Annotated in this window: 21 protein-coding genes and 2 pseudogenes; 12 read left to right on the plus strand and 11 right to left on the minus strand. The window is 64.2% G+C overall.

Annotated features, from left to right (window positions below; genetic code table 11):
- Nucleotides 1-9: 9 nt before the first annotated feature.
- The gene (locus tag MB901379_RS00760) at nucleotides 10-957 is read right to left on the minus strand and encodes an extracellular catalytic domain type 1 short-chain-length polyhydroxyalkanoate depolymerase (protein WP_408632325.1); all 948 of its coding nucleotides are present in this window, start codon (nucleotides 955-957) and stop codon (nucleotides 10-12) included.
- A 69-nt stretch (nucleotides 958-1,026) separates the two neighbouring features.
- Between MB901379_RS00760 and MB901379_RS00765 the strand changes: the two genes are divergently transcribed.
- The gene (locus tag MB901379_RS00765; protein WP_158014867.1) at nucleotides 1,027-1,494 is read left to right on the plus strand and encodes a MarR family winged helix-turn-helix transcriptional regulator; all 468 of its coding nucleotides are present in this window, start codon (nucleotides 1,027-1,029) and stop codon (nucleotides 1,492-1,494) included.
- A gap of 61 nt (nucleotides 1,495-1,555) precedes the next feature.
- Here MB901379_RS00765 and MB901379_RS00770 read toward each other — a convergent pair whose 3' ends face one another.
- The gene (locus tag MB901379_RS00770; RefSeq protein WP_232021957.1) at nucleotides 1,556-2,494 is read right to left on the minus strand and encodes a LysR family transcriptional regulator; all 939 of its coding nucleotides are present in this window, start codon (nucleotides 2,492-2,494) and stop codon (nucleotides 1,556-1,558) included.
- A 116-nt stretch (nucleotides 2,495-2,610) separates the two neighbouring features.
- Between MB901379_RS00770 and MB901379_RS00775 the strand changes: the two genes are divergently transcribed.
- From MB901379_RS00775 to MB901379_RS00785, 3 genes are read left to right on the plus strand one after another with little or no spacing between them, the layout of a single operon-like run.
- Entirely contained in the window at nucleotides 2,611-3,732 is a 1,122-nt protein-coding gene (locus MB901379_RS00775) for a hypothetical protein (RefSeq protein WP_197717849.1), read from the plus strand.
- A 60-nt stretch (nucleotides 3,733-3,792) separates the two neighbouring features.
- Nucleotides 3,793-4,350 carry a UGSC family (seleno)protein gene (locus MB901379_RS00780; RefSeq protein WP_158014869.1) on the plus strand — a complete coding sequence of 186 codons (558 nt, stop codon included), beginning with the start codon at nucleotides 3,793-3,795 and terminating at the stop codon, nucleotides 4,348-4,350.
- Between the two features lie 34 nt (nucleotides 4,351-4,384).
- Nucleotides 4,385-5,584 (plus strand): CaiB/BaiF CoA transferase family protein, encoded by a 1,200-nt coding sequence (locus tag MB901379_RS00785; protein WP_232021958.1) that lies wholly within the window; start codon nucleotides 4,385-4,387, stop codon nucleotides 5,582-5,584.
- Nucleotides 5,585-5,615: 31 nt separating this feature from the next.
- On the opposite strand, the gene MB901379_RS00790 is transcribed toward MB901379_RS00785, so the two are convergent.
- Nucleotides 5,616-6,398 (minus strand): PaaX family transcriptional regulator C-terminal domain-containing protein, encoded by a 783-nt coding sequence (locus tag MB901379_RS00790; RefSeq protein WP_232021959.1) that lies wholly within the window; start codon nucleotides 6,396-6,398, stop codon nucleotides 5,616-5,618.
- Between the two features lie 100 nt (nucleotides 6,399-6,498).
- On the opposite strand from MB901379_RS00790, the gene MB901379_RS00795 reads away from it, so the two are divergent.
- The gene (locus tag MB901379_RS00795) at nucleotides 6,499-7,689 is read left to right on the plus strand and encodes an aromatic ring-hydroxylating oxygenase subunit alpha (protein ID WP_174236958.1); all 1,191 of its coding nucleotides are present in this window, start codon (nucleotides 6,499-6,501) and stop codon (nucleotides 7,687-7,689) included.
- Here MB901379_RS00795 and MB901379_RS00800 read toward each other — a convergent pair.
- From MB901379_RS00800 to MB901379_RS24925, 3 genes are all read right to left on the minus strand, one after another.
- Nucleotides 7,592-9,931 (minus strand): heavy metal translocating P-type ATPase, encoded by a 2,340-nt coding sequence (locus MB901379_RS00800; protein ID WP_158014873.1) that lies wholly within the window; start codon nucleotides 9,929-9,931, stop codon nucleotides 7,592-7,594. The genes MB901379_RS00795 and MB901379_RS00800 overlap by 98 nt on opposite strands.
- Nucleotides 9,932-9,999: 68 nt before the next feature.
- Nucleotides 10,000-10,911, minus strand: a complete 912-nt coding sequence (locus MB901379_RS00805; RefSeq protein WP_158014874.1) for a hypothetical protein — start codon at nucleotides 10,909-10,911, stop codon at nucleotides 10,000-10,002.
- 35 nt (nucleotides 10,912-10,946) lie between these two features.
- Nucleotides 10,947-11,078 carry a hypothetical protein gene (locus MB901379_RS24925; RefSeq protein ID WP_269462774.1) on the minus strand — a complete coding sequence of 44 codons (132 nt, stop codon included), beginning with the start codon at nucleotides 11,076-11,078 and terminating at the stop codon, nucleotides 10,947-10,949.
- Between the two features lie 188 nt (nucleotides 11,079-11,266).
- Between MB901379_RS24925 and MB901379_RS00810 the strand changes: the two genes are divergently transcribed.
- Nucleotides 11,267-11,737: an SRPBCC family protein gene (locus MB901379_RS00810; RefSeq protein ID WP_158014875.1), complete on the plus strand. Its 471-nt coding sequence runs from the start codon at nucleotides 11,267-11,269 to the stop codon at nucleotides 11,735-11,737.
- A 4-nt stretch (nucleotides 11,738-11,741) separates the two neighbouring features.
- Here MB901379_RS00810 and MB901379_RS00815 read toward each other — a convergent pair whose 3' ends face one another.
- Complete coding sequence (locus tag MB901379_RS00815) at nucleotides 11,742-12,296, minus strand: pyridoxamine 5'-phosphate oxidase family protein (protein WP_158014876.1); 555 nt, start codon at nucleotides 12,294-12,296, stop codon at nucleotides 11,742-11,744.
- Nucleotides 12,297-12,412: 116 nt separating this feature from the next.
- On the opposite strand from MB901379_RS00815, the gene MB901379_RS00820 reads away from it, so the two are divergent.
- Nucleotides 12,413-13,033, plus strand: coding sequence for a TetR/AcrR family transcriptional regulator (locus MB901379_RS00820; RefSeq protein WP_158018857.1), 621 nt, complete (start codon nucleotides 12,413-12,415; stop codon nucleotides 13,031-13,033).
- Between the two features lie 63 nt (nucleotides 13,034-13,096).
- On the opposite strand, the gene MB901379_RS00825 is transcribed toward MB901379_RS00820, so the two are convergent.
- Both MB901379_RS00825 and MB901379_RS00830 read right to left on the minus strand, forming a co-directional pair.
- A complete protein-coding gene (locus MB901379_RS00825) occupies nucleotides 13,097-14,074 on the minus strand; it encodes an LLM class flavin-dependent oxidoreductase (RefSeq protein WP_158018858.1) in 978 nt (325 codons plus the stop codon).
- Between the two features lie 7 nt (nucleotides 14,075-14,081).
- Nucleotides 14,082-14,741, minus strand: a complete 660-nt coding sequence (locus MB901379_RS00830; RefSeq protein ID WP_158014877.1) for a TetR/AcrR family transcriptional regulator — start codon at nucleotides 14,739-14,741, stop codon at nucleotides 14,082-14,084.
- Between the two features lie 148 nt (nucleotides 14,742-14,889).
- Between MB901379_RS00830 and MB901379_RS00835 the strand changes: the two genes are divergently transcribed.
- The 3 genes from MB901379_RS00835 to MB901379_RS00845 all read left to right on the plus strand — a co-directional run bounded on the left by MB901379_RS00835 (nucleotide 14,890) and on the right by MB901379_RS00845 (nucleotide 18,985).
- Entirely contained in the window at nucleotides 14,890-15,522 is a 633-nt protein-coding gene (locus MB901379_RS00835) for a TetR/AcrR family transcriptional regulator (protein ID WP_158014878.1), read from the plus strand.
- 95 nt (nucleotides 15,523-15,617) lie between these two features.
- The gene (locus MB901379_RS00840) at nucleotides 15,618-17,417 is read left to right on the plus strand and encodes a flavin-containing monooxygenase (RefSeq protein WP_158014879.1); all 1,800 of its coding nucleotides are present in this window, start codon (nucleotides 15,618-15,620) and stop codon (nucleotides 17,415-17,417) included.
- The gene (locus tag MB901379_RS00845) at nucleotides 17,414-18,985 is read left to right on the plus strand and encodes a flavin-containing monooxygenase (protein ID WP_158014880.1); all 1,572 of its coding nucleotides are present in this window, start codon (nucleotides 17,414-17,416) and stop codon (nucleotides 18,983-18,985) included. The genes MB901379_RS00840 and MB901379_RS00845 overlap by 4 nt, the downstream gene beginning before the upstream one ends.
- Nucleotides 18,986-18,988: 3 nt before the next feature.
- On the opposite strand, the pseudogene MB901379_RS00850 reads toward MB901379_RS00845, so the two are convergent.
- Nucleotides 18,989-19,703, minus strand: a pseudogene (locus MB901379_RS00850) (zinc-binding dehydrogenase).
- Nucleotides 19,704-19,881: 178 nt separating this feature from the next.
- On the opposite strand from MB901379_RS00850, the gene MB901379_RS00855 reads away from it, so the two are divergent.
- Nucleotides 19,882-21,570: a PE domain-containing protein gene (locus tag MB901379_RS00855; RefSeq protein ID WP_158014881.1), complete on the plus strand. Its 1,689-nt coding sequence runs from the start codon at nucleotides 19,882-19,884 to the stop codon at nucleotides 21,568-21,570.
- Nucleotides 21,571-21,625: 55 nt separating this feature from the next.
- Here MB901379_RS00855 and MB901379_RS00860 read toward each other — a convergent pair whose 3' ends face one another.
- Entirely contained in the window at nucleotides 21,626-22,432 is an 807-nt protein-coding gene (locus MB901379_RS00860) for an SDR family oxidoreductase (RefSeq protein ID WP_158014882.1), read from the minus strand.
- A gap of 228 nt (nucleotides 22,433-22,660) precedes the next feature.
- Between MB901379_RS00860 and MB901379_RS00865 the strand changes: the two are divergent.
- A pseudogene (locus MB901379_RS00865) lies at nucleotides 22,661-22,977 on the plus strand (SAM-dependent methyltransferase); the annotation flags it as partial.
- Nucleotides 22,978-23,012: the final 35 nt, after the last annotated feature.

Below are 23,012 nucleotides of genomic sequence, written 5' to 3' on the forward strand. Positions count from 1 at the left end.
CCGGGGCTTTCAGAGGTGGTTCTGACTGAAGAATTGCCAAATGGTGTCGGTGGCGTTTAGCGCCGTCGATGGTGGCGGGATACCCGCGAGCTTTTCCACGATGGGTTTGGGCCTAGCACCCGGCCATTGGTGGCCGGCCCCCTCGACCGAGATCAGTTGCACCGTACGCCCGTTTGCACAGGTCGCGATTTCTGTCGTCACCACACCAACCGTGCTTGAGCTGGGTGGCGCGCACCCGTCGATAGAACGCCAGGTGGCATTGACGGCCGGCACCGGGGGGCCGTCGACGCGTGGCGTACCGTCGAGCGACCGGGGCCTTCCGGGCCCGCCGTTGTATGGAACCCGGTCGTCGGCGGTGCCGTGGATTTGTAGCAGCGAGGCGGGCTGTGCTTGCGAGCAGTCGGTCAGTAGGGTGCCCGCCACCGGTGCTATCGCGGCAAAAACGTTGGTCTGACAGCCCAATCGAAGCGCCATGATGCCTCCGGCCGACATGCCGGTGACGTAGACCCGTGCCGGATCAATTGGCGTCCGATGCTCGATATCGGCGACCATGCTGGTGAGGAAGCCGACATCGTCGATATCGACGTTTTCGGGCAGACCGCAGCACGTCCCGCCGTTCCAGGCGCGCAGTAGGCCGTTCGGGTAGGCCACCACGAAGCGGCCGGTATCCGCCTCACTGTTCCAGTGGTAGTCGCGTTCGGCCTGGGCGCCATCGCCAAAGCCGCCGTGCAGCATCACTACCAATGGCGCCATGCCGGCCAACCCCTGTGGCCGGTACACGCGATAGATCCTGAATAGCCCTCCTGCCTTGACGATCTGGATGGACCGTCCGGCCGGGATCGGGAAATCAGGCGTTCCCCACACGCGCGGGCCGCCGAGCCCGATGGCGGCCAACGCCACCAAGACGGCCAGCAAGCACCCGGTGAATGCCCGGACGAACCGAGACGGCACGCTCACATGGTGACAGTTAGTGCCCGCGGTTGACAAGTACCTTGTCATTCGTGTCACGAATGGCAGACTCGGTGCATGCAAAGTGTTCCAGATGCCGACTGGGAGCCCACCGTGCCGGCCCTGGTGCAACTGCTTGCTAGCGCCGGAGGCCCTCGGTTGAGAGCGGCATTCGCGGAGGCGGGATTGGAGGGAATTCGCCCGGCGCAAGCGATTGGACTCGTGCCGTTGGCCGCCGGTGGGTTGCATGCATCGGATCTGGCCGAACGACTTGGGGTGAGTCGTCAGGCGGTGGCCCAGGCGGTGACGGCGATGGAGCGGCACCGCTACGTCACGCGAGTTCCCGATCCGGCTGATGCTCGCGCTCGGATCATTGAGTTGACACCGCGGGGTAGGCAGGTCCTACGGGTAATGCGGACTAACGCACTAGCCGTGCAGAAGCGTTGGGAGAAACTGCTGGGGGAGCGGCGCTTTGGCGAATTGCGGAAGAGCTTGCAGATCCTGCTCGAAGCGGAGTTGGACGAACCCGCTCCGGTACGCCAGTAGCTCTCAGCGCACTGACTTTGGTTGTGCTGCAACGTGTTCGGATCAGTGTCCGCGTTTTGGGTCACAAGATTTCGGTGGATTGTGACGCCAGCTGTGGGTAGTGATCGCTCAGATCGCGTAGGTACTGTGGGGCGGCTCGGGTGGCGACATCGATGAACGCGCGCACGCTGGGCGACTTGTTGGTGGTGTGCCATGCCAGCGCGAGCGGACGATAGGGCAGAGGCCCGTGTAGTGGTATGAACCGTACGCCGTTTCGGTTGAGGTTGATGAAAGATGCTGGTAGCAAGGAGCTTCCAGATCCCGATGCAACTAGGGCAAGAATTGTCTGGATTCTGGGCACTTCATCGACGATCGGCGGCTCGATGTTGTGTGTGCGGAAAAATTCGACGATGTCGGCGTAGGTGGTGGCCGCTGCACTTCGAGTCCACAGGATCATCGGCTGGTCCGCAAGCAGCGACGGAGCGATGCGCTGTTGTGCGGCCAGCGGATCGTCCTCAGATGTCACCAGGACAAGCGGATCATCGATCAAGGTTTGGATGGTCAACGATGGGTCGTCAACCGGCCCGCGCAGAAAGCCGATATCGATGCGGCGCTCGACCAGCTGTGTCACCTGCTCATGGGTACCCAGCTCATTGAGTTCGAGTGTGACGTCCGGGTAGTCGCGGTGATGCGCCCGCATTACATAGGACAAGACGCCGTCCACCGCCGCCTGCAGTGCGCCGATGTGAAGGTGACCGAGTTGACCGGTGGCGGCCCGACGTGCCGCCGCAAAGGCGCGCTCGGCGTGAGTGAGCGCCAGTCTGGCCTCGGGCAGAAGCGCCTTGCCGGCGTCAGTGAGTTCGATCGGGCGTCGGGAACGATCGATGAGGTCGACACCCAGTTGGCGCTCCAACTTCTGGATCTGTTGGCTCAGTGGCGGTTGGGCGATGTGCAGTCGGTCCGCGGCGCGGGCGAAATGTCTCTCCTCGGCGACGGTGACGAAGTAGCGCAGCAAGCGCATCTCCGGATCCATAATATCTACAGAATATAATACCTGTTCTAATATGTCTTGGACACTAAAGATGTGGTCCACCTACGGTTGTCCTCACGGTGACAGATCCCGAGAAGAGGCAACCCATGACAGCTGTGATCATCGACGAAGTCGATCTTGTCGAGCACTATTTCCAACAGCCGTGGAGCGACGGGTTGCCGGTGGTTGCGCCGACCCCCGCACGCGTGGCCGCGATGTTGGACGCCCTGGGAGGGCATCCCAACGCGCTGGTGGCGCGCATTCCGCCGCGGTGGGGCAGCCTGACTCGAGAACTCCTGGCCGTCAACATGGTGATGGCCGGATGCAAACCCGAGTATGCCCCCGTCGTGCGGTCCGCCATATTGGCTCTAACCGATGCACGGTTCAACCTCAACGGCATCCAGGCAACGACCCATGTCGTCGCGCCACTGCTCGTGGTCAACGGGCCGATCGTTGGTCAGATCGGAATGAACTGTGGTGGAAATGTGTTCGGTTCGGGCAACCGGGCCAACGCCACTATTGGCCGGGCAATTCGGCTGGTCATGCTCAGTGTCGGTGGTGGCATTCCGGGCGAACGGGACAAGAGCACCCTGGGCCACCCGGGGAAATACTCGTTCTGCATCGCCGAAAACGAGGAGGCCAACCCCTGGGCGCCCTATCACGTCGAGCACGGTTACCGGGCCGAAGACAGCACGGTGCTGGTCATCGGGGCGGAGGCTCCGCACAGCGTCACCAACCACATTTCGGATGACCCCGAGGGGATTCTGGACTCGATCGCCTCGGCGATGAGCACCATCGCACATAACAATGCGGTGCTGGGCGGTTCCTGCGCGGTCGTCATCGGCGTGGAGCATGCACATACGATCGCTGCCGCTGGCTGGACCCGCGACGACGTTCGTCGCTACCTCTGGATCAACGGCACCAATGACTGGGACGCCGTGAGTTACCACAACCGCTACGCACCTCCCGGTGGACGCACCTACAACCGCAATCTGCCGAAGTGGTATCCACGTGAGTCGGGCAGGAGACTGCCAATCGTGTTCACTCCGGATGACATTCACCTGTTTGTCGCGGGTGGAGCCGCTGGACGATTCTCGGCGTTCCTGCCGGGGTGGAGCACCGCGACGACGCCGGTGCTACGCCGCGTTGACGATGACGGTGTTGGCGTGCCCGACGCCAACACCATTGCCCGCGAGTTCAATTGCGCCGACGGGTCGTGTCGGCTCTGAGACACGAAGCCTGGCGAAGCACTCAAATACTGAAGGAAATCAAACACTGAAGGAAATCAAATGACGAACGTTGTCTATGACCCATGTGGTGTGGTCGAGGTAGAGGCTGTCTCTCCGGCTCCCCGGCCCGGCACGATTGACGGGCTGCGCCTCGGTGTGCTGAGCAACACCAAGTGGAACGCGGCCAAACTGCTACGTGCCACGGTATTGGAATTAAGCCGTCACGGTGCCGATTTCGCATCGGTAACCCACTACGACAAGCGGCATTTCTCCTCGGACGCTGAGCCTGGGCTAGTCAGTCAGATCGCGGCGGAAAACGACATCGCGCTAACTGCCATTGGCGATTGTGGATCCTGTTGTTCGGCATGCATCAACGACGCGGTGCGGCTGGAGCAGGCGGGGGTGCCGACGGTGGCCATCGTGACGACGGAGTTCGAGAATGAGGCCCGCTTGCAGCGTGAGGCGCGCGGAATGGTCGCCCTCGAGCCCGCGGTCACTACCCATCCGATCAGTAGCCTGACTGTAGACCGGCTCGATGGGCGTGCCGCCGAGATTGTGCCCCAAGCCCTCCGGATCTGGCTGGGCGCTGTCGCGGCGCCCAGCCAGGCTGCCCGCTAATCGACTTGGAGGCGATGACAAGTTGAATCAGTATGTGTCACAACGCTCTTCGTCGCTGCTGGTGGCCGACTTTTCCCGGGTACTGGCGGGGCCGTTCTGCACGATGACCCTCGGCGACCTGGGCGCCGATGTGATCAAGATCGAACGACCGGGCGGTGATGACACGAGGTCGTGGGGCCCACCGTTCGTCGACCACGAAAGCGTCTACTACCTGGGTGTTAATCGCAACAAGCGTAGTATTGTGCTCGACCTCCGTGATCCCGCGGACTTGCGGGTGGCTCGGGTCCTCGCCGAGCGCGCCGACGTGCTGGTGGAGAACTTCCGCCCGGGCACCATGGAGCGATTCGGCTTGGACGAGCCCACGATTCGCCCGGCCAACCCCATGTTGGTGTACTGCAGCATCTCGGCCTTCGGCGCCGCAGCGGGGCGCGAGTTGGCCGGCTATGACCTGTTGGTTCAAGCTCTGGGCGGGTTGATGAGCATCACCGGGCCGGATCCTGAAACCCCGACCAAGGTGGGCGTGGCGGTGGTGGATGTGCTGGCGGGGCTGTTCGCCACGGTTGGGATCTTGTCGGCATTGCGCGAGCGAGACCGGTTGGGACGTGGCCAGCATGTGGAGATCAATCTGATGTCGGCATTGCTGGCTGCGCTGGCCAATCAGTCTGCCAGTTATGTTCTGACCGGGCAGATTCCGCGCGCGATGGGTAACGGGCACGCCAGCATCGCCCCCTACGATACGTACTCGACCGGAGAGGGGACGCTGGTCTTGGCAGTGGGCAACGACAAGCAGTTCACCCAGCTGTGTGACGCGCTGGGCATCCCCGGTCTGGCAACCGACGGGCGATTTCTCAGCAATGAACTACGGGTGGGCAATCGAGCGCTGTTGCGCGAGCACTTGGAACACGCCTTGGCATCGAACTCGGCCGGCCACTGGGCGCGACTATTGCCTGAACTGGGCGTTCCTGCTGGTGCCGTCAACAACATCGCCGAAGCGTTCGCGCTGGCCGAGCGGCTGGGTCTGCGCCCGATCCGCAACACCGAGGACGGCGAGGGCCTGGGCCGTCAGGTGGCCAGTCCAATCAACTTGTCCGCTACGCCGGCCACCTATCGCACCAGGCCGCCGCGGCTTGGCGAACACAACAACGAGATCCGTAGCTGGCTGACCGAGTTGGTGCCAAAGCCTGGTAGCGGTGCGGCCAGCGATACCGCGGGCCGGCCGCTAGTCGACATTTGAGCCGCTGCGGCGCCGGCCGTCCGTCGCACGGTCAACCGAAAGCGCGGTTGATCCTTCGTTTGAAGGCTTCGTCGAAGTTGTGATGCAGGCTGCGCAGCGCATGCCCAGGCCAGTGGTCCGGTATGAGTTCGGTGGGTAGCAGCGGATCGAGCTGAAGGTGCCGTACTACGGCGATCAACAACGAAAATTCGTAGGTGAAGGTCTCGGCCGAATAGTCGTTGTTGTCGGGTTCGAGTGCGACGCTTATCGCCTCGATGAGCGCCCTGGCATCCGCTGCCCATTCGTCAAGGCCGAACAGCGATAGCACCTTGTCGGGAGCGATCTGGGTGGCCGCGCCGTGAAATTGGGTGCACTGTTGTTCGAGTACCGCGCGGGAGGTCGGAAGCCGTTGCGGGTCGAGGTTGTTCGGACGCAACCACACGCCCTCACGGAGCTCGGCCAGGTGCAGGGTCGTCGCCGCCTTCCGCAGCTCAAGCCGATCTGCTGCCGAGCGGCGGTCCAAGGACACGATGGCCAGTTCCCAAGTTCCGTCCCAGCTCCGCGCCATCGCGCCGGCAATTCGGGACGCCTCGTCGACCCGCTGGCGACGCTCTAACAAGCGCCCCGCCAGCGCGTAGCTACCGCCATCGCTGGACAGTTCGCCGGTGGAGACCATCCGCCACAGACAGGTGCGTGCCGCGCCGTCGCTGATGCCGAACTGGGTGGCCAACCCAACCAATTCGGCCACCGTGAGGCGGCCTTGGTCGGCGCCCAGTAACGCCGATGCGAGCACCGAGCGCGCGCTAAGCGGCCGGTTGCCGATCAGCTGGCTCACCCGGGAGCGTGGTAGTGCAGGCACATAGGTATCTTCACCGATGGATGCTCATATCACTAAATCGTTGACGCGTGATTTCAGGAGTGTGATACTAAAGCGCATGAGCTTGCCGACAAAGTCGTTGGTTGCTGACGATGTGCAAATCGTCCGGCGCGTGCTTGCTCATATTGATGCCGGCACCACCGATGAGGGCGAGGCTTGGCGTGAGCCCGTCGCAAACTACCTGAAACCTGAGCGCTTTGCCGACGAGCTGCGGCTGCTGCGCGCGATGCCGAGCGTATTCGTTCCCTCCGCGGCTATCCCGAATCCGGGCGACCACATTGAACGCAGCGTTTTTGGGGTGCCCTTGTTCGCGGTGCGTGGACGCGATCAACAGGTGCGCGTGTTCCGCAACGCGTGTCGCCACCGCGGTTTCGCCCTTGTCGAGGGTTCCGGGTGCTCTCATGCCCTGGTGTGTCGGTATCACGGCTGGACGTACCGGTTGGATGGTTCGCTGGCGCATGTGCCCCACGCCGAGGCATTCCCCGAGCTGGACCACTCGACGCGCGGTCTGGTCGAGGTGCCCAGTCAGGAGGCGGACGGGCTCGTTGTCATCGGTGCGCTCGACGCTGCGAGTTCAGCCGGATGCAAGCCTGACGACGAGGCGATGACATGGCTCACCGACGGCAGTCCGTGGCGCGAAAAACTTTTGCCGGTCAACCGGCTGGCCTACGTGGATTGCACGTTGCGAGCGATGAACTGGAAGGTGCTCGTCGAGCAGTTTCTCGAGGGCTATCACATCCGTACAACGCACAAAGACACGTTCTACCCACTGCAATACGATGACCTCAACGTGGTGGAGACATTCGGGCCGAATAGCCGTATCACGTTCCCCTACCGCAATATTGAGCGCCTTCGCGACCGGCCTGAGTCAACCTGGACCACCGATGCGCGGGTGACCTACTTGTATCAGTTGTTCCCCAACGTCATGCTCGCAACGTTTCCCGATCTGGTACTTATGGTCGTCGTCGACCCGGTAGACGTTGGCCACACCACGTCGACCATCTATGCGATGGTTCGCCCGGAGGTTGCCGAGCGATCGGGACGTGATCCGGGACCCAACAACCCGGCGGGCGAGGCCAGCTTCATCGCCCGTGGTGCGATCGAAGACAACGAGATGTCCGAGGGCGTCCAACGCGGGTTGTGCTCGGGGGCTAACGAGTTCGTGGAATTCGGTCGGCACGAGAGTGCGGCCGGTCATTTCCACGCCATGCTGGCCGGTCGCCTGGATCGGCAGGCCCGCCGGCGGTAAAGGACCGCAGACGTAGGCTGTTGCCAACGACGACCACGCTGGAGAACGCCATCGCCGCTCCGGCGAGCATGGGGTTGAGCAGACCGAGCGCGGCTAGCGGAATCGCGGCGATGTTGTAGCCAAAGGCCCAGAACAAGTTGGCCTGTATGGTAGCCAGTGTTTTGCGGGACAGCCTGATTGCGTCCGCTGCAGCCCGTAGATCATCGCGCACCAAGGTGACGTCGGCGGCTTCGATCGCGACATCGGTGCCGGTGCCCATCGCCAGCCCGAGGTTCGCGGTGGCCAACGCGGCAGCATCGTTGACGCCGTCGCCGACCATGGCCACCACCCGGCCCTCGGATTGCAAGCGCGTGATCGCCGACACTTTGTCGGCCGGCATCACTTCGGCAATGACCCGGCCGATGCCCACCTCGTCGGCGATGCGCCGGGCGACGACCCGATTGTCGCCGGTGAGCAATACCGGCGCTAGGCCGAGTCGCTCGAACTCCCGGACGGCCTGTGCGCTAGTGGGTTTGACCGTATCGGCAATCACGAGTACTCCGCGGGCGAGTCCGTCCCAGCCGACGACAACGGCGGTCTTGCCCTCGCTCTCGGCCCGATCCTTGGCCGCCGATAATGTCGGATCGAGGTGTTGAGCCCACTCGGTCAGCAGGCTCGAACGCCCGACGACGACGGCCATTCCGTCGATAATGCCGTGCACGCCTTGGCCGTCCACGCTGGCGAAGTGCTCGGCCTCGGGTAGCGTGCCAAGTTCGGACTTGGCGGCCTTGGCGATCGCTTGCGCGATGGGGTGCGCAGAGGAGCTCTCCAAGGCGCCGCCGTAGCGCAACACCGTGGCCCGGTCGACGCCGGCTGCGGTGATCACATCGACCACCGCCATTTTGCCGGTGGTAACGGTGCCGGTCTTGTCCAGCACGATCGTGTCGATCTTGCGGGTGGACTCCAATACTTCTGGGCCCTTGATCAGAACCCCAAGCGATGCGGCGCGACCCGTTCCGACTAAAAGTGCTGTCGGGGTAGCTAATCCGAGCGCGCATGGGCATGCGATGATCAGCACCGCCACGGCCGCCGTCAGTGCGGCGGTGAGCGGAGCGCCGGCGCCGAGCCAGACTCCGAGCGTTGCCACGGCGATGGCGATCACGACAGGCACGAACACGCCGGAGATGCGGTCGGCGAGCCGTCGGGCGGCTGCCTTACCCGATTGGGCGGCCTCGACCAGCTGGCCCATCTGCGCCAGCTGGGTGTCCTCGCCCACCCGGTTTGCGCGTACCACCAGGCGGCCGCCGGCGTTCACGGTGGCTCCGGTGACGGTGTCACCCGGCCCGACCTCGACCGGGACCGATTCCCCGGTAAGCATCGACGCGTCGATCGCCGAGGAACCCGAAACCACCGTCCCGTCGGCGGCGATCTTCTCCCCGGGCCGCACCACGAATTCGTCGCCGATGAGCAGTTGATCGATGGGTATGCGGGTTTCGGTGCCGGTGCGCAGCACCGCGACATCCTTGGCCCCGAGCTGGAGCAGGGCGTGCAGTGCCGCGCCAGCACGCCGCTTTGCGCGCTTCTCAAAATACCGGCCGGCGAGGACGAAAAGGGTGACGCCCGCGGCCACCTCGAGGTAGATATTGGCGGTCCCGTCGCCGCGCGTGATGGTCAAGTGGAACGAGTGATGTAGGCCCGGTTGCCCGGCGTTGCCCAGAAAGAGGGCGTACAGCGACCACAAGAAGGCCGACAGGGTCCCGAGCGAGACCAGGGTGTCCATGGTCGCCGTGCCGTGTTTGAGATTGGTCCACGCGGCCGCGTGGAACGCTCGACCTGCCCAAACTACGACCGGCGCGGCCAGCGTCAGTGAGGCCCACTGCCAGTAGCGGAACTGCAACGCGGGAATCATCGCCATCAGGATCACCGGGCCGGCGAGGACGGTCGCGGTGGCCAGGCTGGTGCGCAGGGTCCGTAGTTCCGGGTCTGGGGTTGGTCGCTCGGGTTCTTGGTGTGGGCGTGGCAGTGTCGCCGTGTACCCGGCCTTTTCCACTTCGGCGACGAGAACCTGCGGGTCGTATCCGAACGGGACTGCGATGGTGGCCTTTTCGGTTGCGTAGTTAACGCTGGCGGCGACACCGTCGAGCTTGTTCAATGTCTTCTCGAGGCGTGTCGCACACGAGGCGCAGGTCATCCCGGAGATCTCGAGCTCGATGTTGCCCACCGGGATGGTAACGCCGGATGGCGAAGTCGTTGTCCGGGCCATGGTTTCCTCCTGCGCGGCTCGTTCGGTAGTTCTCTTATCTCTTTTTTGGGGGGCTCCTGGGTGGCGGTTTAGTGATGTGTTGGCGAACGGTCGGCCGGTGCACCTACGTCGATGACGAACTGCGCGGTGTGCGCCTGTTGGTCGACCTGAAAATCGAGGTACAGCAGGTATCTTCCCGGGGTGGGCGGATCGGTTCGGAACGAAATTCGCGGTCCTGAAATGGATCCGGTCGTCGCGGCGGGACCGTCGGGGTGAGCGTGCAGATAGGCCAGGTCGCCGTTGCGCAGCATGACCAGGTGCCCATACGCGCCCAGGTAGGGTTGCAGCGTCGTAACGCGCCGGCCGCCGCGGGTGACGGTTGCCGTCACCGTCGACATCGTTCGGGTGGTGACGGTGCCGTCGAGGGTGATCGTGAACTCGTCGACGTTGCTGATGGTTGAGGTGGCCGGCGTACCGCGCGGTGTGAACAGGCCGCCCACGTCTAGCGTGTCGGACAGGACGGTTCCCGAACCTGTGGTGGCCGAGACGAAGTCGGTAAAAACGCGATACGTGCCCGCGGCATCCCACGTCCAAGGGATTGACCACTGACCGTCGGCGCTCATCACGGGATGCGCGTGACGGAATTGCGTGCCGTCACTGCGCACCACGATCAGATGCAGCTGTTTGGTGTTCTCGGTTTCGAATCTGGTTACCGGTGTGCCGGCTGTCGTTTCGATTCGAAACGACAGCGTCCCATGCGCTGCCACGGTGGTGGGGGCCGTCAGGGCCGCAAGCATCAAATCGCCATCGCTGAGTGACAGCCCGCGCACCGACGCGGGGTCGCCCGCATGGGTGGCATGCGTGGGGGCTGCTCGGTGGGCCGCAGGTGGACTGAGGAACGCACTATTGAATGGCAGCACCGCCGCACCCGCCCATACCGAAGCGGTGAATACCAGCGCCAGTGCGGTGGCGAAGAGCACGAGTTTGGTTACTGTTTTCATCGGATCGCCGGTGTTTCTCAGATCGTCGGTGGTTCTCAGAGCAACGCCACTGGGTAGTTGGCGTAGAGGATGGCCTCCAGGACGGCGCGCGTGTGGGATACCGGCGTCTCGCTGCGCGTGGCCACCTCGCAGTCCGCCGCGGTCATCGGGTACTCGGTCGTGGTCATGGCGATTCACCTCCCGGTATTGCCTGAATGGGTAGAAACCCAACGCACACTGTATACCCCCATGGGGTATGCAGTGTCAAGTGGGCCCTCTCCGATGGCCCCGGTGGCACCTGGTTGTGCGTGCCGGGCCGAGGCGTAGCCTCGAGCCATTGCGTTGCGGCGCTTGGAAGGGGTGGAAGGGAGTCGCCATGAACGTCATGGTTGTGGAGGCGGGGCCCCGGCGCGTAAGCCGGTCGGTCGACGTGGCCGCCTCGGCCGCCGAGCTGTTCGCGATGGCGGCCGATCCGACCCGCCATCGCGAGTTGGACGGGTCGGGCACGGTGCGCGACAACGTCAAGACGCCGGCGAACCTCGTTGTGGGGTCGAAGTTCTCCACGAACATGCGGATGTTCGGCGTGCCCTACCGCATCACCAGCACGGTGACTGCCGTCAAGCCGAACGAAATGGTCGAATGGCGCCATCCGGCGGGGCATCGCTGGCGTTGGGAATTCGAATCGTTGTCCCCGACGCTGACCCGGGTCACTGAGACCTTTGACTACCACAATGCGGGCACGCTCAAGAACAAGCTGAGGTACTACGAGCGGCTCGGCGCGGTAACGGCCAACGCGGCGGGCATCGAGGCGACGCTGGCCAAACTGCGGGATCGCTACGCCGGATAGTTCGTCAGGTCGGATCGGTGGCATCCCACGGGACCACGCCGGACGCCCAATGTGTCAGCTGCCGCACTTGGTCGTTGCGATGCAGGTGGCGCGGCGGCGTTGCAAAGGTCGAGTAGGGCCGGCAGCGGATCACCACGCGGTTCTCCCGCTCGCACATGGCCGCAACCGCCGGGCGAGCCGGTTCGCCGAGTTGCTGCCCGGACATGCGGCCGGCGACCGCCATCATGACCTCGACCGCCAAGTCGCGGTCCGCGTCCAAGGTGGCATCGGCGTAGACCTGCAGATAGGCAAAGGGCCAGCGTTCGTCGAGTACGCACAAGCTGACCTTGCCATCGCGTGGCACAACGCGGGCCTTGCCGCGACCGGCCATCGTCGAAACCAATAGTTCACCGTCATCGGTGGGGATGTAGTACACGATCGACATCCCCGGTCCGTGATTGCGGCGACGGTAGCCAAACACGCAGGTGCGGTGCGTCCGGACGAATTCGCGGCGCTCGGACGGGAGCATGTCGCGGTCGGTTGGCGCGCTGAACGGATTTGCTGACAAGGGGAGAAACACGACGAAACGTCCTTGTGGTCACGGGCGTTGACCCACTGCATATTTATGGATACAGTGTGTCCATAAATACAAATGATGTCAACCCGCGGTCGTTGGGCCAGCGTGGACGTCCTGCGTTGGAGCCGGACCGGATCGTCGGGGCCGCCCTGGAGCTCGTCGACGAACGGGGTGCCGAGGCGCTGTCGATGCGATCGCTGGCGCAGCACCTCGAATCGGGTACCGCGACCCTCTACCGGCATTTCGCCAACCGTGCGGAGTTGGTGGCCAAGGTGGTCGATCGGATGCTCGGCGAAGTGGATCTCGATGATTTCTCGATGGCCGGGCTGACCTGGCAGCAAGCATGTATCTTGTTCGCACAGAAAAGGTTTGACGTGCTGTGCCGACACGGTCATGTCGCTCCGCTGTTGATCGGAGACATTCCGATGGGCGCCAATGCGATGGCGCATCGGGAGTTCATGTTCACGGTGTTGCTCGACAACGGCTTTTCCCCGGTCACCGCGGCGCATGTTTACGCCACCTTGTCGCGCTACGTCCTGGGCTTCGCCATTCAGGTGTCCGGATCGGCGACTACCGGTGATCGCGATGGCGAGCTTTCAGCGGCGTTTCAGCGGCTGGATCCGTCCCGCTATCCCGCTACAGTGGCGGTCTCCGAGGCCCTACCCGTCGACTTGTCGGAGGAGTTTGTATTTGGCCTACGGCTCATCGTCGTGGGACTAGAAAACAGGTCGTGGGACTAGAAAACAGGTCGTGGGACTAGAAAACAGCTGACCTGCAATCGATCGCATCGATCGTCGTGGTACTCACACCCGGGGTAGCACCTTGTCGGCGAGCAGGTGCAGGCTGGCCCAGCCCTCGTCGATGGGCAACCCGCCGATGAGTGGGTTCATGACAATCTCTCTTCTGCCGCCGCGAATCTGGCCAACCAACTGTTCTGGAGTCACGATCTCGACGTTGTTGAGACCCCGCAGCTCGGTCATTGTGGCGGCAGCAGCTTCGTTGGGCCGCGGCACACCGGCGCGCTTCCAGCTGCTGTATTCGGCGGTCTCGTTCATGATGAAACGCCCGTACCGCGACCAGGCTTCGTCCGGGTCGGGGTGTAGAAGCGTCACCGTGCTGCCGTTTTCCGGGTGGTAAACAAAGCCCGTCTTTCCCCGCTCGCGGAGCTCCCGCTCATAGCGCGCTGCCAGCTCGGGCATCGGCATCGGCGGTGAGAAGGGGAGCCCGAAGCGCGCGGCACGCCGCGCTGCCGCAACGGTCATTCCGCCGACAAAGACGATGGGATGGGGGCGCGTATGCGGTTTGGGCGTCACATTGATCAGGGCGCCCCGATACTCGAAGGGCTCGTCACCCCATGCCTTCAGCAACGTCGAAAGGCCGTCATCGAGCAGGGCTCCCCGCCGCGACCAGTCCTTGCCCGCGGCGAGGTATTCCTCAGGCCGATAGCCCATCCCGGCCACAAAGCTGAAGCGGCCCCGCGTGATGTTGTCCAGCACGGCGATATCCTCGGCCAGGCGGATCGGATCGTATAGCGGCACGATCAAGGCGTTGATGCTGATCCGCACTGTGCGCGTGCGACCGGCGACCGCCGCGGCCAGAATCAGCGGCGACGGTAGCCAACCCGTCGCGGCCAGATGATGTTCCTCGGCGCTCACGGCGGTGAATCCGTGGGTATCGGCGTATTCGGCCATCGCCAGCGCGGCCTGATACCGACCGGCATGGCGGGCCGCGGGATCGGCGATATTGGTCATGTTCAGGCGCAGCGCGGTGAGCAGGCTCATCGCCGGGTCAGCGCTGCCGCGCGACGACGGGCTGCGCACCGAACAGCGTCCCACGGATCATCTTCTTCGCCGAATCGAGCGTGACCTCGTAGGCTTTCGGCGGCAGGCTCGCGGCTCGCTCCGAGAGGCCACGCGTCAACGCGCAGATGGCCTCCACGGCCGCTGGGGCGTCGGTCTCGGCCGACAGTGTCCCTTGCTCGCGCGCGTCTTCCACGATCTCGGTGACGATGTCGCGCAGCGCTCGGGAGCCGGGGTATTTCGGGCCGCCCCGTCGCCGCTGGGTAGCCGTCTCGGCGCGCACCGCGCGTAAGAACGCGGCCAGGTAAGGGTAGTCGCGTTTTAACTGCCTCGACTCGTCCAGCACCGCATCGAGGCGGTCGATGACGTCATCGGAGGTTGCCGCGGCCGCACGCAACCGTGGCAACACGATTTCCTCGATGGCTTCGCTGGTCTCTTTAAGCAGTTCGGACTTGTTGGAAAAGTAGTGATAAAGACTGCCGCTGGTCATGTCGGCAGCGCGGGCGATCTCGCGAATCGTTGCCTGCGAATAGCCGACCTCGGCCACGCACCGCATTGCCGCGGCGATGATCCGCCGGCGGGTCTGTTCGCCGCTGGCACCGACTGGTCGGCCCAGATGCGACCCCGCAGCGGATGACGTGTTGGTCATGGAGCGCGGCGCCCACCGTCGGTTTGCCGGTTATCCACCGCGCACCTCCGCCAACGCAGAAATAATTGATCAGTCGAATATATTCGACCATGTCGACAGTGTGCCCGTGGTCCAAGGGCGGGCACACACGCGAGAGGACACCACCGCAATGACCCGGGCACAGCTGGGCCGCCCCGTGGGCGCCAGCGGTGAGCAGACCCGCCAGCGCATCATCGTGGCAACCATGAAGTGCGTGGCCGAGGTCGGCTATTCGCGTGCGACGATCCGAGACATCGCCCGGATGGCCAACGTAACCAGTGCCAGCCTGTACAACTACTTCCCGAACAAGTCGGCGCTGATCACGGCGACCATTGCGGCCCGAGCCGAGGCCGCGATGCCGAGGTTGCGTGCCGCCGCCCACGGCCCCGGCGACGTCGTCGGTCGCATCGAGGCGGTGCTCAACGAGTGCGGTCAGTTGATGCGCGAATACCCGGATCTGGCCGCGTTCGAGTGGGCGATCCGGACGGAGAACGCCAACCTGTTGGACGAGCCCGTCGCGGGTCGGCGGGCAACGGAGAGCGGGTTCACAACTTTTCGGGGCATCATCGAGGAGGTCATCGCCGATGCCTGCAAGCGCGGCGAACTTGGCGATCACCCCGCTCCGGGGGGCGCCGTCGAGGCGATCTATGCGCTGATCTACGGCCTGACCGAATTGGCCGCCACCTTGACGCCGAAGGAGTATCACGCCGCGCTGAATGCGGCCAAGGTATTGGTCCGAGGTGCCCTGCTCGATCATCCGTAGCCGCCGCTCGCGAGGCACCGGGGCGGTGACCGGCCGCTTGATACGATCAAGTGATCAATTATAGAGTCGGGGTCAGGTGAGAGGGAGCCGAGACCTTGACCGAGACCGTTGGCCTGGCGTTCGACGTCGAAGTGCTGCGCCGCAAATACGCCCAAGAGCGCGAACGCCGATTGCGTCCCGACGGGATCGAGCAGTACCTAGAGATCGCCGGCGACTTCGCCCGGTTTGCCGAGGACCCCTGGGCGGATACCCGATTCACCCGCGAACCGTTTACCGATCAGGTCGATGTGGCGGTTATCGGCGCCGGCTTCGGTGGTCTGCTGACCGGCGCGCGGCTGCGTGAGCTGGGTGTAGCGAGTGTTCGGCTGATCGACAGGGCAGCCGATGTGGGTGGTACCTGGTACTGGAACCGATATCCCGGCATCGCGTGCGATGTGGAGTCTTACGTGTATATGCCGTTGCTCGAAGAGCTCGGTTACGTTCCGGTCGAGAAGTACTCCAAAGGCGCGGAGATCTTTGGCCATTGCCGGCGCATCGCCGAACACTACGACCTGTACCGGGATTCCTGTCTGCAGACCGATGTGCATGAGATCCGTTGGGATGCACAATGTTCACGCTGGATCATTCGGACAAATCGGGGCGACGAGATGCGCGCCAAGTTTGTCGCGATGGCCAACGGATATCAGGCCAAACCCAAGTTGCCGGGTATCCCCGGGATTGGTTCGTTTCTCGGTCACACGTTTCATACCAGCAGATGGGACTACGGCTACACCGGTGAGAAGCTGCAGCATTTAGCCGACAAGCGCGTCGGCATCATCGGTACCGGGGCGACCGCGGTCCAGTGTGTGCCCCACCTGGCGGCGGCAGCTCAACAGCTCTTTGTCTTCCAACGCACGCCGTCCTCGGTGGATGTTCGTGCCAATCGCCCCACAGACCCGCAGTGGGCCAACGCATTACGGCCGGGATGGCAGCGTGCCCGCATCCAGAACTTTCAGATCCTCACTGCCGGCGGACAGGCATCCGACGATCTGGTCGATGACGCTTGGACCAGCATCACCCGGAAGCTTCCGGTGATGCGACATGACACCGACGGGTCGGTTGACCCCGAGCAACGGACTCGGGTCCTCGAGATCGCAGACTTCACCAAGATGGAAGAGATCCGGGCCCGGGTCGACGAGCTGGTGGCCGATCGCGCCACGGCGGAGGCGCTCAAACCTTGGTACGGCTATTTCTGCAAACGGCCCTGCTTTCACGACGAGTATCTGCAGACGTTCAACCGTGACAACGTCACGCTCGTTGACACTCGCGGTATTGGTGTGGAATGCATCACCGAGTCCGGGGCGGTCGTCGAGGGTGTGGCCTACGAACTCGACTGCTTGATATTCGCGACGGGCTTCGAGGTGGGCACTGACTACTGTCGTCGCACCGGGTTCGAGCTGATCGGCCGGGACGGCGTCCCACTCACCGAGAAATGGCGTGACGGCGTGCGCACGTTTCAAGGCTTGTGCGCGAACGGATTTCCGAACTGCTTCATCGAAAGCATCGCCCAAGCGGGACTGACGGTGAATTTCCCATATCTGCTTGATGTGCAGTCAACCCACGCCGCGTGGATCATCGCATGGGCACTCGAACACGGCGTTGCCGAGGTGGAGGCCTCGCCCAGCGCGGAAACCGCGTGGATCGAAACGGTTTTGCAGCGCTCGACCGCGACCGCAGAGCGGGCCAAGGTATGCACTCCGGGCTACTACAACAGGGAGGGGCGGGCCGACGCCAAGACCCGGCAGGCCAGCTTCTTCTTCGGCGGCCCAACCGAGTACGCCGATATCTTGGCGGCCTGGCGTTCCAAGGGGGACATGGCGGGGTTCGAGATCCGTGGCGCAGAAGACGGCCGATGACCGCCCGCCAGCACTACCGTATCGGTCGGCTGCGTGCCGCGACCCGGCGGAATCGTTCGCCGAAGGTGGCGATTGTGGGCGCCGGATTCGGCGGTCTTGGTGCGGCGGTTGCCCTGCGTCGGGCTGGAATCGACGATCTTGTGATCATCGAAAGTGGCGATGGGGTCGGCGGCACCTGGCGGCGTAATACCTACCCGGGAGCCGCCTGCGATATCCAAAGCCACCTGTATTCGTTTTCCTTCGCGCTGAACAAATCCTGGAGTCGCACCTACGCCCGCCAGCCCGAGATCCTGGCCTATCTCGAGTCGGTAGTTGACGACTTTGATCTGCGTCGGCACCTCCTGCTCGGTACCACATTGCGGTCGGCGCGCTGGAAGGTGAACGGCTGGCAGTGGGAACTGGATGTGGACCACGGAGACCGGTCCGAAACTTTGATCGCCGATGTTGTGGTCAGTGCGGTGGGGTTGTTCGGCTCGCCGAAGCTGCCAGACATCGCAGGTCTGCCCGACTTCGGTGGCGCCCTCATGCACACCGCACAGTGGGATCACCACGTTGATCTGAGCGCCAAGAAGGTGGCGGTAATCGGTACCGGCGCCAGTGGCGTGCAGGTAGTGCCGGAGCTAGCCAGGACCGCTGGTCGTCTTACGGTGTTTCAACGCACGCCCCCCTGGATGGTTCCCAAAGAGGACCGACCGTACAGCGCAACCGAATTGGCCCGCTTCGCACGAAGCTCTCTGGCTATCCGTCGTACCCGGTGGCAGATCTGGAAATTCCAGCACGACAACACCGCAACCTTCGCCGACGATCCGATGGTCGCTGCCCGCAGCCAGTTTGCGACCGCGTTTCTGCAGCGCGTGGTTGCCGACGATGGACTTCGGCGGGCGCTGACACCGAATTATCCGTTCCGCTGCAAACGGGTGCTACTGGGCGACGAATATTACCGTGCTTTGCAGGAGGAGAACGTCGATCTGGTCACCACACCCATCGATCGGGTTACTCAGACCTCGATCGTCACCGCCGACGGAGTCGTCGACATCGACGCCATTGTGCTGGCAACCGGATTCGAGACCGCACAGTACCTATCGGGCATCGAGATCATCGGTGCCGGAGGGCAGTCGTTGCACCAGCGTTGGGGCGCCGATCCAAGCGCCTACCTGGGTGTGGCCGTGGCGGGTTTCCCGAACTTCTTCATGCTGTATGGCCCCAACACGAACCAGGGTGGTAACTCGATCGTGTATATCTTGCAAGCCGGCGCGCGCCTGGTGGCCAGCGCGGTGGCCCGGTTAGCGCGCCGAGGAGGATACCTGGACGTGCGTCCCGAGGCCGAAAATCGGTACAACGACGAGCTTTCTGGGTCTCTGGAGCGAACGATCTGGACTCAGTGCAACAGCTATTTTCGTTCGCCGACCGGGCGAATTGTCACTCAATGGCCCTACACCGAGCTGGAGTACGCTCGACGCACGTGGCGGTTGCGTCGCAGCGATTGGGTGCACCGCAGCGGCGCAGCGGCGGCAGCCCAGGACGTTGCCGGGGCTGCGGTGCATCGGCCAGCGGCGCGATCCGGATAGTCCTCAACCCAGATCGAGATCGATAACGCCCCTGATGAGTTCTGCTGCGGCCAGGTCGGCGTAGGCGCCGTTGATCTGAGCCAGCGCATAGCGCGTGGTGATCATCTGGTCCAGGATTAGCTGTCCGGACTCGTACATGCTGGCTAGCAGGGGTCAGAGTGAAGTCTTGCAGCCGCACCTCGGCGGAGTGCGTCGTAGGTGCCGGCAGGCCGGTGAGCACACAGCTTCCGCCCCTGCGGGTCATCGTCAGGGCCGCGCCAACGTCGGCCGCCTCGATCATTGCGGCAGAGACCACGACGGCGTCGGCCATGACGCCGCGAGTCAACTCCCGCACCAACTCGTTGGCATCGGCAGCCGTTGCCGCCGTGTGGGTGGCGCCGAAACTCGGCGCGGATGTCCGCTTGAACTCGACCGGGTCGACCGCGACGATGCGGGCGGCGCCGCTGATCCGCGCGCCTTGGATGGCCGCGGTGCCGATGCCGCCGGCGCCGATAGCCACCACCGTGTCTTCGCCGCACACTTTGGCGCGACGCGCCGCCGAGCCGTGTCCGGGTGGGTGGCGCCAGCCTGCCCAGCGGGATGTGTTCGTCGGAGGGGCATAGGCCAGTCGCGGCCACCCGCACCAGAACTTCGCCCGCGCGCGCGGGGGATCGAGGTCGAATTCCTCGACCGTCCACGGGCGCCCGTACTCGTGAAGGGCGGCCGCGCGGGTTCTCATGGTCCTCACCATCTGTGCTGGCGCGGCTCAGGCGTTGCCGAGAGCGGTCGCTGGGAGCCGCTGATTATGCTATCAATCGATTGATTATTTGATCGATAACGCCACCGCGACCGTGCGAGGTCTGCATACTATCAATCGATTGATTATATCTACCCGGGCCGGCGTGGGGAGGATAGCGATGTCGTACCTGGTGGCGATCCCGCAGTTGTTGTCGTCCGCGGCGACGGATTTGGCAGCCATCGGGGCGTCGCTGCGCACAGCGAATGCGGCAGCGGCACTGCCAACCACCGGTTTGCTGGCCGCCGCAGAGGATGAGGTGTCGGTGGCGGCAGCGTCACTGTTCGTCGCGCATGCCAGGCAGTACCAGGCGGTCAGCGCCGAGATCAGCGCCATCCACCAGCGGTTTGTGGAGTCGTTGACCGCCGGTGCGAGGTCATACGCGGCCGCCGAGCTGGCCAACGTGAGCCCGCTGCAGGTCGCGCTCGATCTGATCAATGCGCCCACTCGGACATTCCTGGGTCGCCCGCTGGTCGGGGACGGGGCAAACGGAGCACCCGGAACTGGGCAAGATGGCGAACCGGGTGGGTTGCTGTATGGCCGCGGTGGCAACGGGGGATCGGGTGGGGCCGGCCAAGCCGGCGGTAATGGTGGCAGCGCCGGCCTGATCGGCGACGGCGGCTCCGGTGGGCAAGGCGGATCCGGCGTCGGCGCCAGCAGCGCCGCACCTGCCGGCGGTCGTGGCGGGAATGGCGGGCTGCTGACGGGCGAGGCGGGCAGCGGCGGGCGCGGCGGAGCCGGGACGATCGGCGGCACCGGAGGTGCCGGCGGCAGCGCCGGGTTGATTGGCGGCGGCGGCAACGGCGGCGCCGGTGGTTCCGGTCAACACCCGGGCGTCGGCGGGGCGGGCGGCGCCGGTGGCAAACTGGCCGGCCACGATGGCGTGGCTGGAGCGTTGGGAACAACGGTCAGCGACCCGGGAAACCCGGGTAATCCCGGCGGGCCGTCCGATCCGGGCCAGAATGCGGTCGATGCGGCTCGTGACGGGGCACTGGTTTCTTCGAACGGTGGAACCATCACTAACGGTGCGCTTAAGGAGATCTCGGGCATCGATTCCGGGATCAACAACCCGAATGTCTATTGGGTACACAACGATTCCGGCGACTCGGCGCGAATCTTCGCGATCGATGCAAAGACCGGCCAGACGCTGGGCACGTACACCCTCGGCGGCGCCAAAGCCGTCGACTGGGAGGACATCGAGGTCGCCACCGCCGCCGACGGGAAGTCCTATATTTACGTCGGCGATATCGGCGACAACGGTCTCTCGCGTAGCAACGTCGTCATTTACCGTGTTCCTGAGCCCACGGTGACCGGCACCGCGGCCAACCCGACCAACACAACGCTGACCGGCGTCAATCAACTTCGGCTGGTATATCCCAACGGCGAAAAGATCAACTCCGAGGCGCTCGCCGTCGACCCGCGCACGGGCGATCTGATGGTGATCGAGAAGACCAGCAGAGACGTCTCTCGCGTATTTTCGGCGCCGGCCAGCGCGTGGGGAACCAGCGGAGACACGACATTGCAGCAGGTTGCCGCACTGGACCTGTCGCGTGCCGACTCGCAACTGGTCACCAGTGCCGACTTCTCGTCGGATGGATCGCAATTGGCTGTCCGCACCTATCGCGATGTACTGCTGTGGAACCGTGGCGCTGCCACCACAGCCTGGGCGCCGTTGGGCCAGCGGCCGGTCGACGGGCCGGTGGTCACCGAGCAGCAAGGCGAGGCGATCGCCTTCCATCCGGACGGGCGGGGCTATGTGACGGTAAGTGAGGGGTCGAACCAGACTCTGCACAATTTCGACATCCGCTGACATGCGCACCCGGCATTGCCGGCAGGTACAGTGCTGACCGGCGAAAACCCTTGAGCTAGTACGACTTTGCTGCAGCAATGACGCCACCGTCGACCAATAGATCGGTTCCGGTGATGAACGTCGATTCCGGGCCGAGCAGGAACGCGGTGGCCGCGGCGATGTCGTCCGGGGTGCCGATTCGACAGGTGCCGGACATGGCGATCATTGCCCGCATCCCATCGCCGACCGGGGACTGCAACTCCTGCTGTCCCATGGACGTGGAGATGACCCCGGGACTAATCGAATTGACCCGCGCTCCCCGGCGTCCCCAGCGATCGGCGGCGGCACGGACGCGAACATGGTTGGCCTGCTTTGCGATCGGGTAGGCAAACGCTGGTTCGACGATCTTCCTGATGAAGTCGAGCTGTAACAGCTCCCCGGGCGGATCGTGCGCCAACGCGTGCTCATGGTCGACACTCAGCGGGGGCACCAGGTGCCCGGCCATGCTGGCAATCACCACGCCGGCGCCACCTGGCGCGATCACTTCGCCGAACTCGTCGAGCACCAGTGCGGTACCCAGTAGGTCCACGGCCAGGATCGCTTCGGCCGACGCCTGTGCCGGGGAGAGCCCAGCGGTATGCGCCAGCTGGGTGACCTCACCGAGTGCGGCGGCCTGCTCGGCGAGCGCGCGAACCGAATCCGACGACGCGACATCGACTCCGCGGCTCTCGACGTGATGTCCGGCGGCGGCCATTGAGTCGGCCGCCGCAGCCAGCGCACCCGCATTATTGTCGGCCAGCAGCACCGTCTTTCCGCAACCCAGTCGCCGCGCGATCGCACTGCCCATGCCGCCGACGCCGATCACGACGAGCACCTCGGTCATATCGTCTACCTCCTCCACGCGAACTGGCTTCCGAAGCGCATGCAGCACGTCACGCGGGCCAATCCGGTCCCTACCCCCAATGGTTAACATTAGGGCCCGAACGGATATTTTCGATCGGTGTTGGCGGGACATCCGTGCAACATCACCACTTACTACGACGCGATGTTGGCGTCGCAGGTCCCGCAGCGGGGCTCAGCGTGTTCTCGACGTCGGTTGTGGTGATGGTTTTCTGGCCTGCACCACATCGAGGACAGCGGCGCCGCACTGGCCAGGCTTGCCAGCCTCGTCCGGTCCGGGGGACACTCGCGGTGGTCACCTTCGTGAAACCTGCGCTCCGAAACGGACTGTGGCATCTGACCGGCCGGGTCGCGTGCGGCATCGCCAACCGCGTCAGGGGCAAATGGGAGCACACCGCCGCGATCAAATGGTCGCCACCGGACAACCTTTCACGGCTCCGCGGCCACGCCCGCGCGGTGCTTCCCGGAGCTCGAGTGCGGCGCCTGCTCTACGGGCGCGTCTTGATCACCTGGCAGGCACCGGACTAGCCGTCGCCGGCCAGCGATTTCCTGGTTGACCTCCG

This window comes from Mycobacterium basiliense (genome assembly GCF_900292015.1).
GTDB classification, from domain to species: domain Bacteria; phylum Actinomycetota; class Actinomycetes; order Mycobacteriales; family Mycobacteriaceae; genus Mycobacterium; species Mycobacterium basiliense.

Excerpts from the sequence above, each read along its gene's own strand:
- MB901379_RS00855 (WP_158014881.1), top strand. The coding sequence starts at position 19,882 with ATGTCGTACCTGGTGGCGATCCCGCAGTTGTTGTCGTCCGCGGCGACG.
- MB901379_RS24925 (WP_269462774.1), bottom strand. The coding sequence starts at position 11,078 with ATGACCACGACCGAGTACCCGATGACCGCGGCGGACTGCGAGGTGGCC.
- MB901379_RS00795 (WP_174236958.1), top strand. The coding sequence starts at position 6,499 with ATGAGCTTGCCGACAAAGTCGTTGGTTGCTGACGATGTGCAAATCGTC.
- MB901379_RS00805 (WP_158014874.1), bottom strand. The coding sequence starts at position 10,911 with ATGAAAACAGTAACCAAACTCGTGCTCTTCGCCACCGCACTGGCGCTG.
- MB901379_RS00825 (WP_158018858.1), bottom strand. The coding sequence starts at position 14,074 with ATGAGCCTGCTCACCGCGCTGCGCCTGAACATGACCAATATCGCCGAT.
- MB901379_RS00845 (WP_158014880.1), top strand. The coding sequence starts at position 17,414 with ATGACCGCCCGCCAGCACTACCGTATCGGTCGGCTGCGTGCCGCGACC.
- MB901379_RS00765 (WP_158014867.1), top strand. The coding sequence starts at position 1,027 with ATGCAAAGTGTTCCAGATGCCGACTGGGAGCCCACCGTGCCGGCCCTG.
- MB901379_RS00775 (WP_197717849.1), top strand. The coding sequence starts at position 2,611 with ATGACAGCTGTGATCATCGACGAAGTCGATCTTGTCGAGCACTATTTC.
- MB901379_RS00830 (WP_158014877.1), bottom strand. The coding sequence starts at position 14,741 with ATGACCAACACGTCATCCGCTGCGGGGTCGCATCTGGGCCGACCAGTC.
- MB901379_RS00770 (WP_232021957.1), bottom strand. The coding sequence starts at position 2,494 with ATGCGCTTGCTGCGCTACTTCGTCACCGTCGCCGAGGAGAGACATTTC.
- MB901379_RS00835 (WP_158014878.1), top strand. The coding sequence starts at position 14,890 with ATGACCCGGGCACAGCTGGGCCGCCCCGTGGGCGCCAGCGGTGAGCAG.
- MB901379_RS00780 (WP_158014869.1), top strand. The coding sequence starts at position 3,793 with ATGACGAACGTTGTCTATGACCCATGTGGTGTGGTCGAGGTAGAGGCT.
- MB901379_RS00800 (WP_158014873.1), bottom strand. The coding sequence starts at position 9,931 with ATGGCCCGGACAACGACTTCGCCATCCGGCGTTACCATCCCGGTGGGC.
- MB901379_RS00810 (WP_158014875.1), top strand. The coding sequence starts at position 11,267 with ATGAACGTCATGGTTGTGGAGGCGGGGCCCCGGCGCGTAAGCCGGTCG.
- MB901379_RS00860 (WP_158014882.1), bottom strand. The coding sequence starts at position 22,432 with ATGACCGAGGTGCTCGTCGTGATCGGCGTCGGCGGCATGGGCAGTGCG.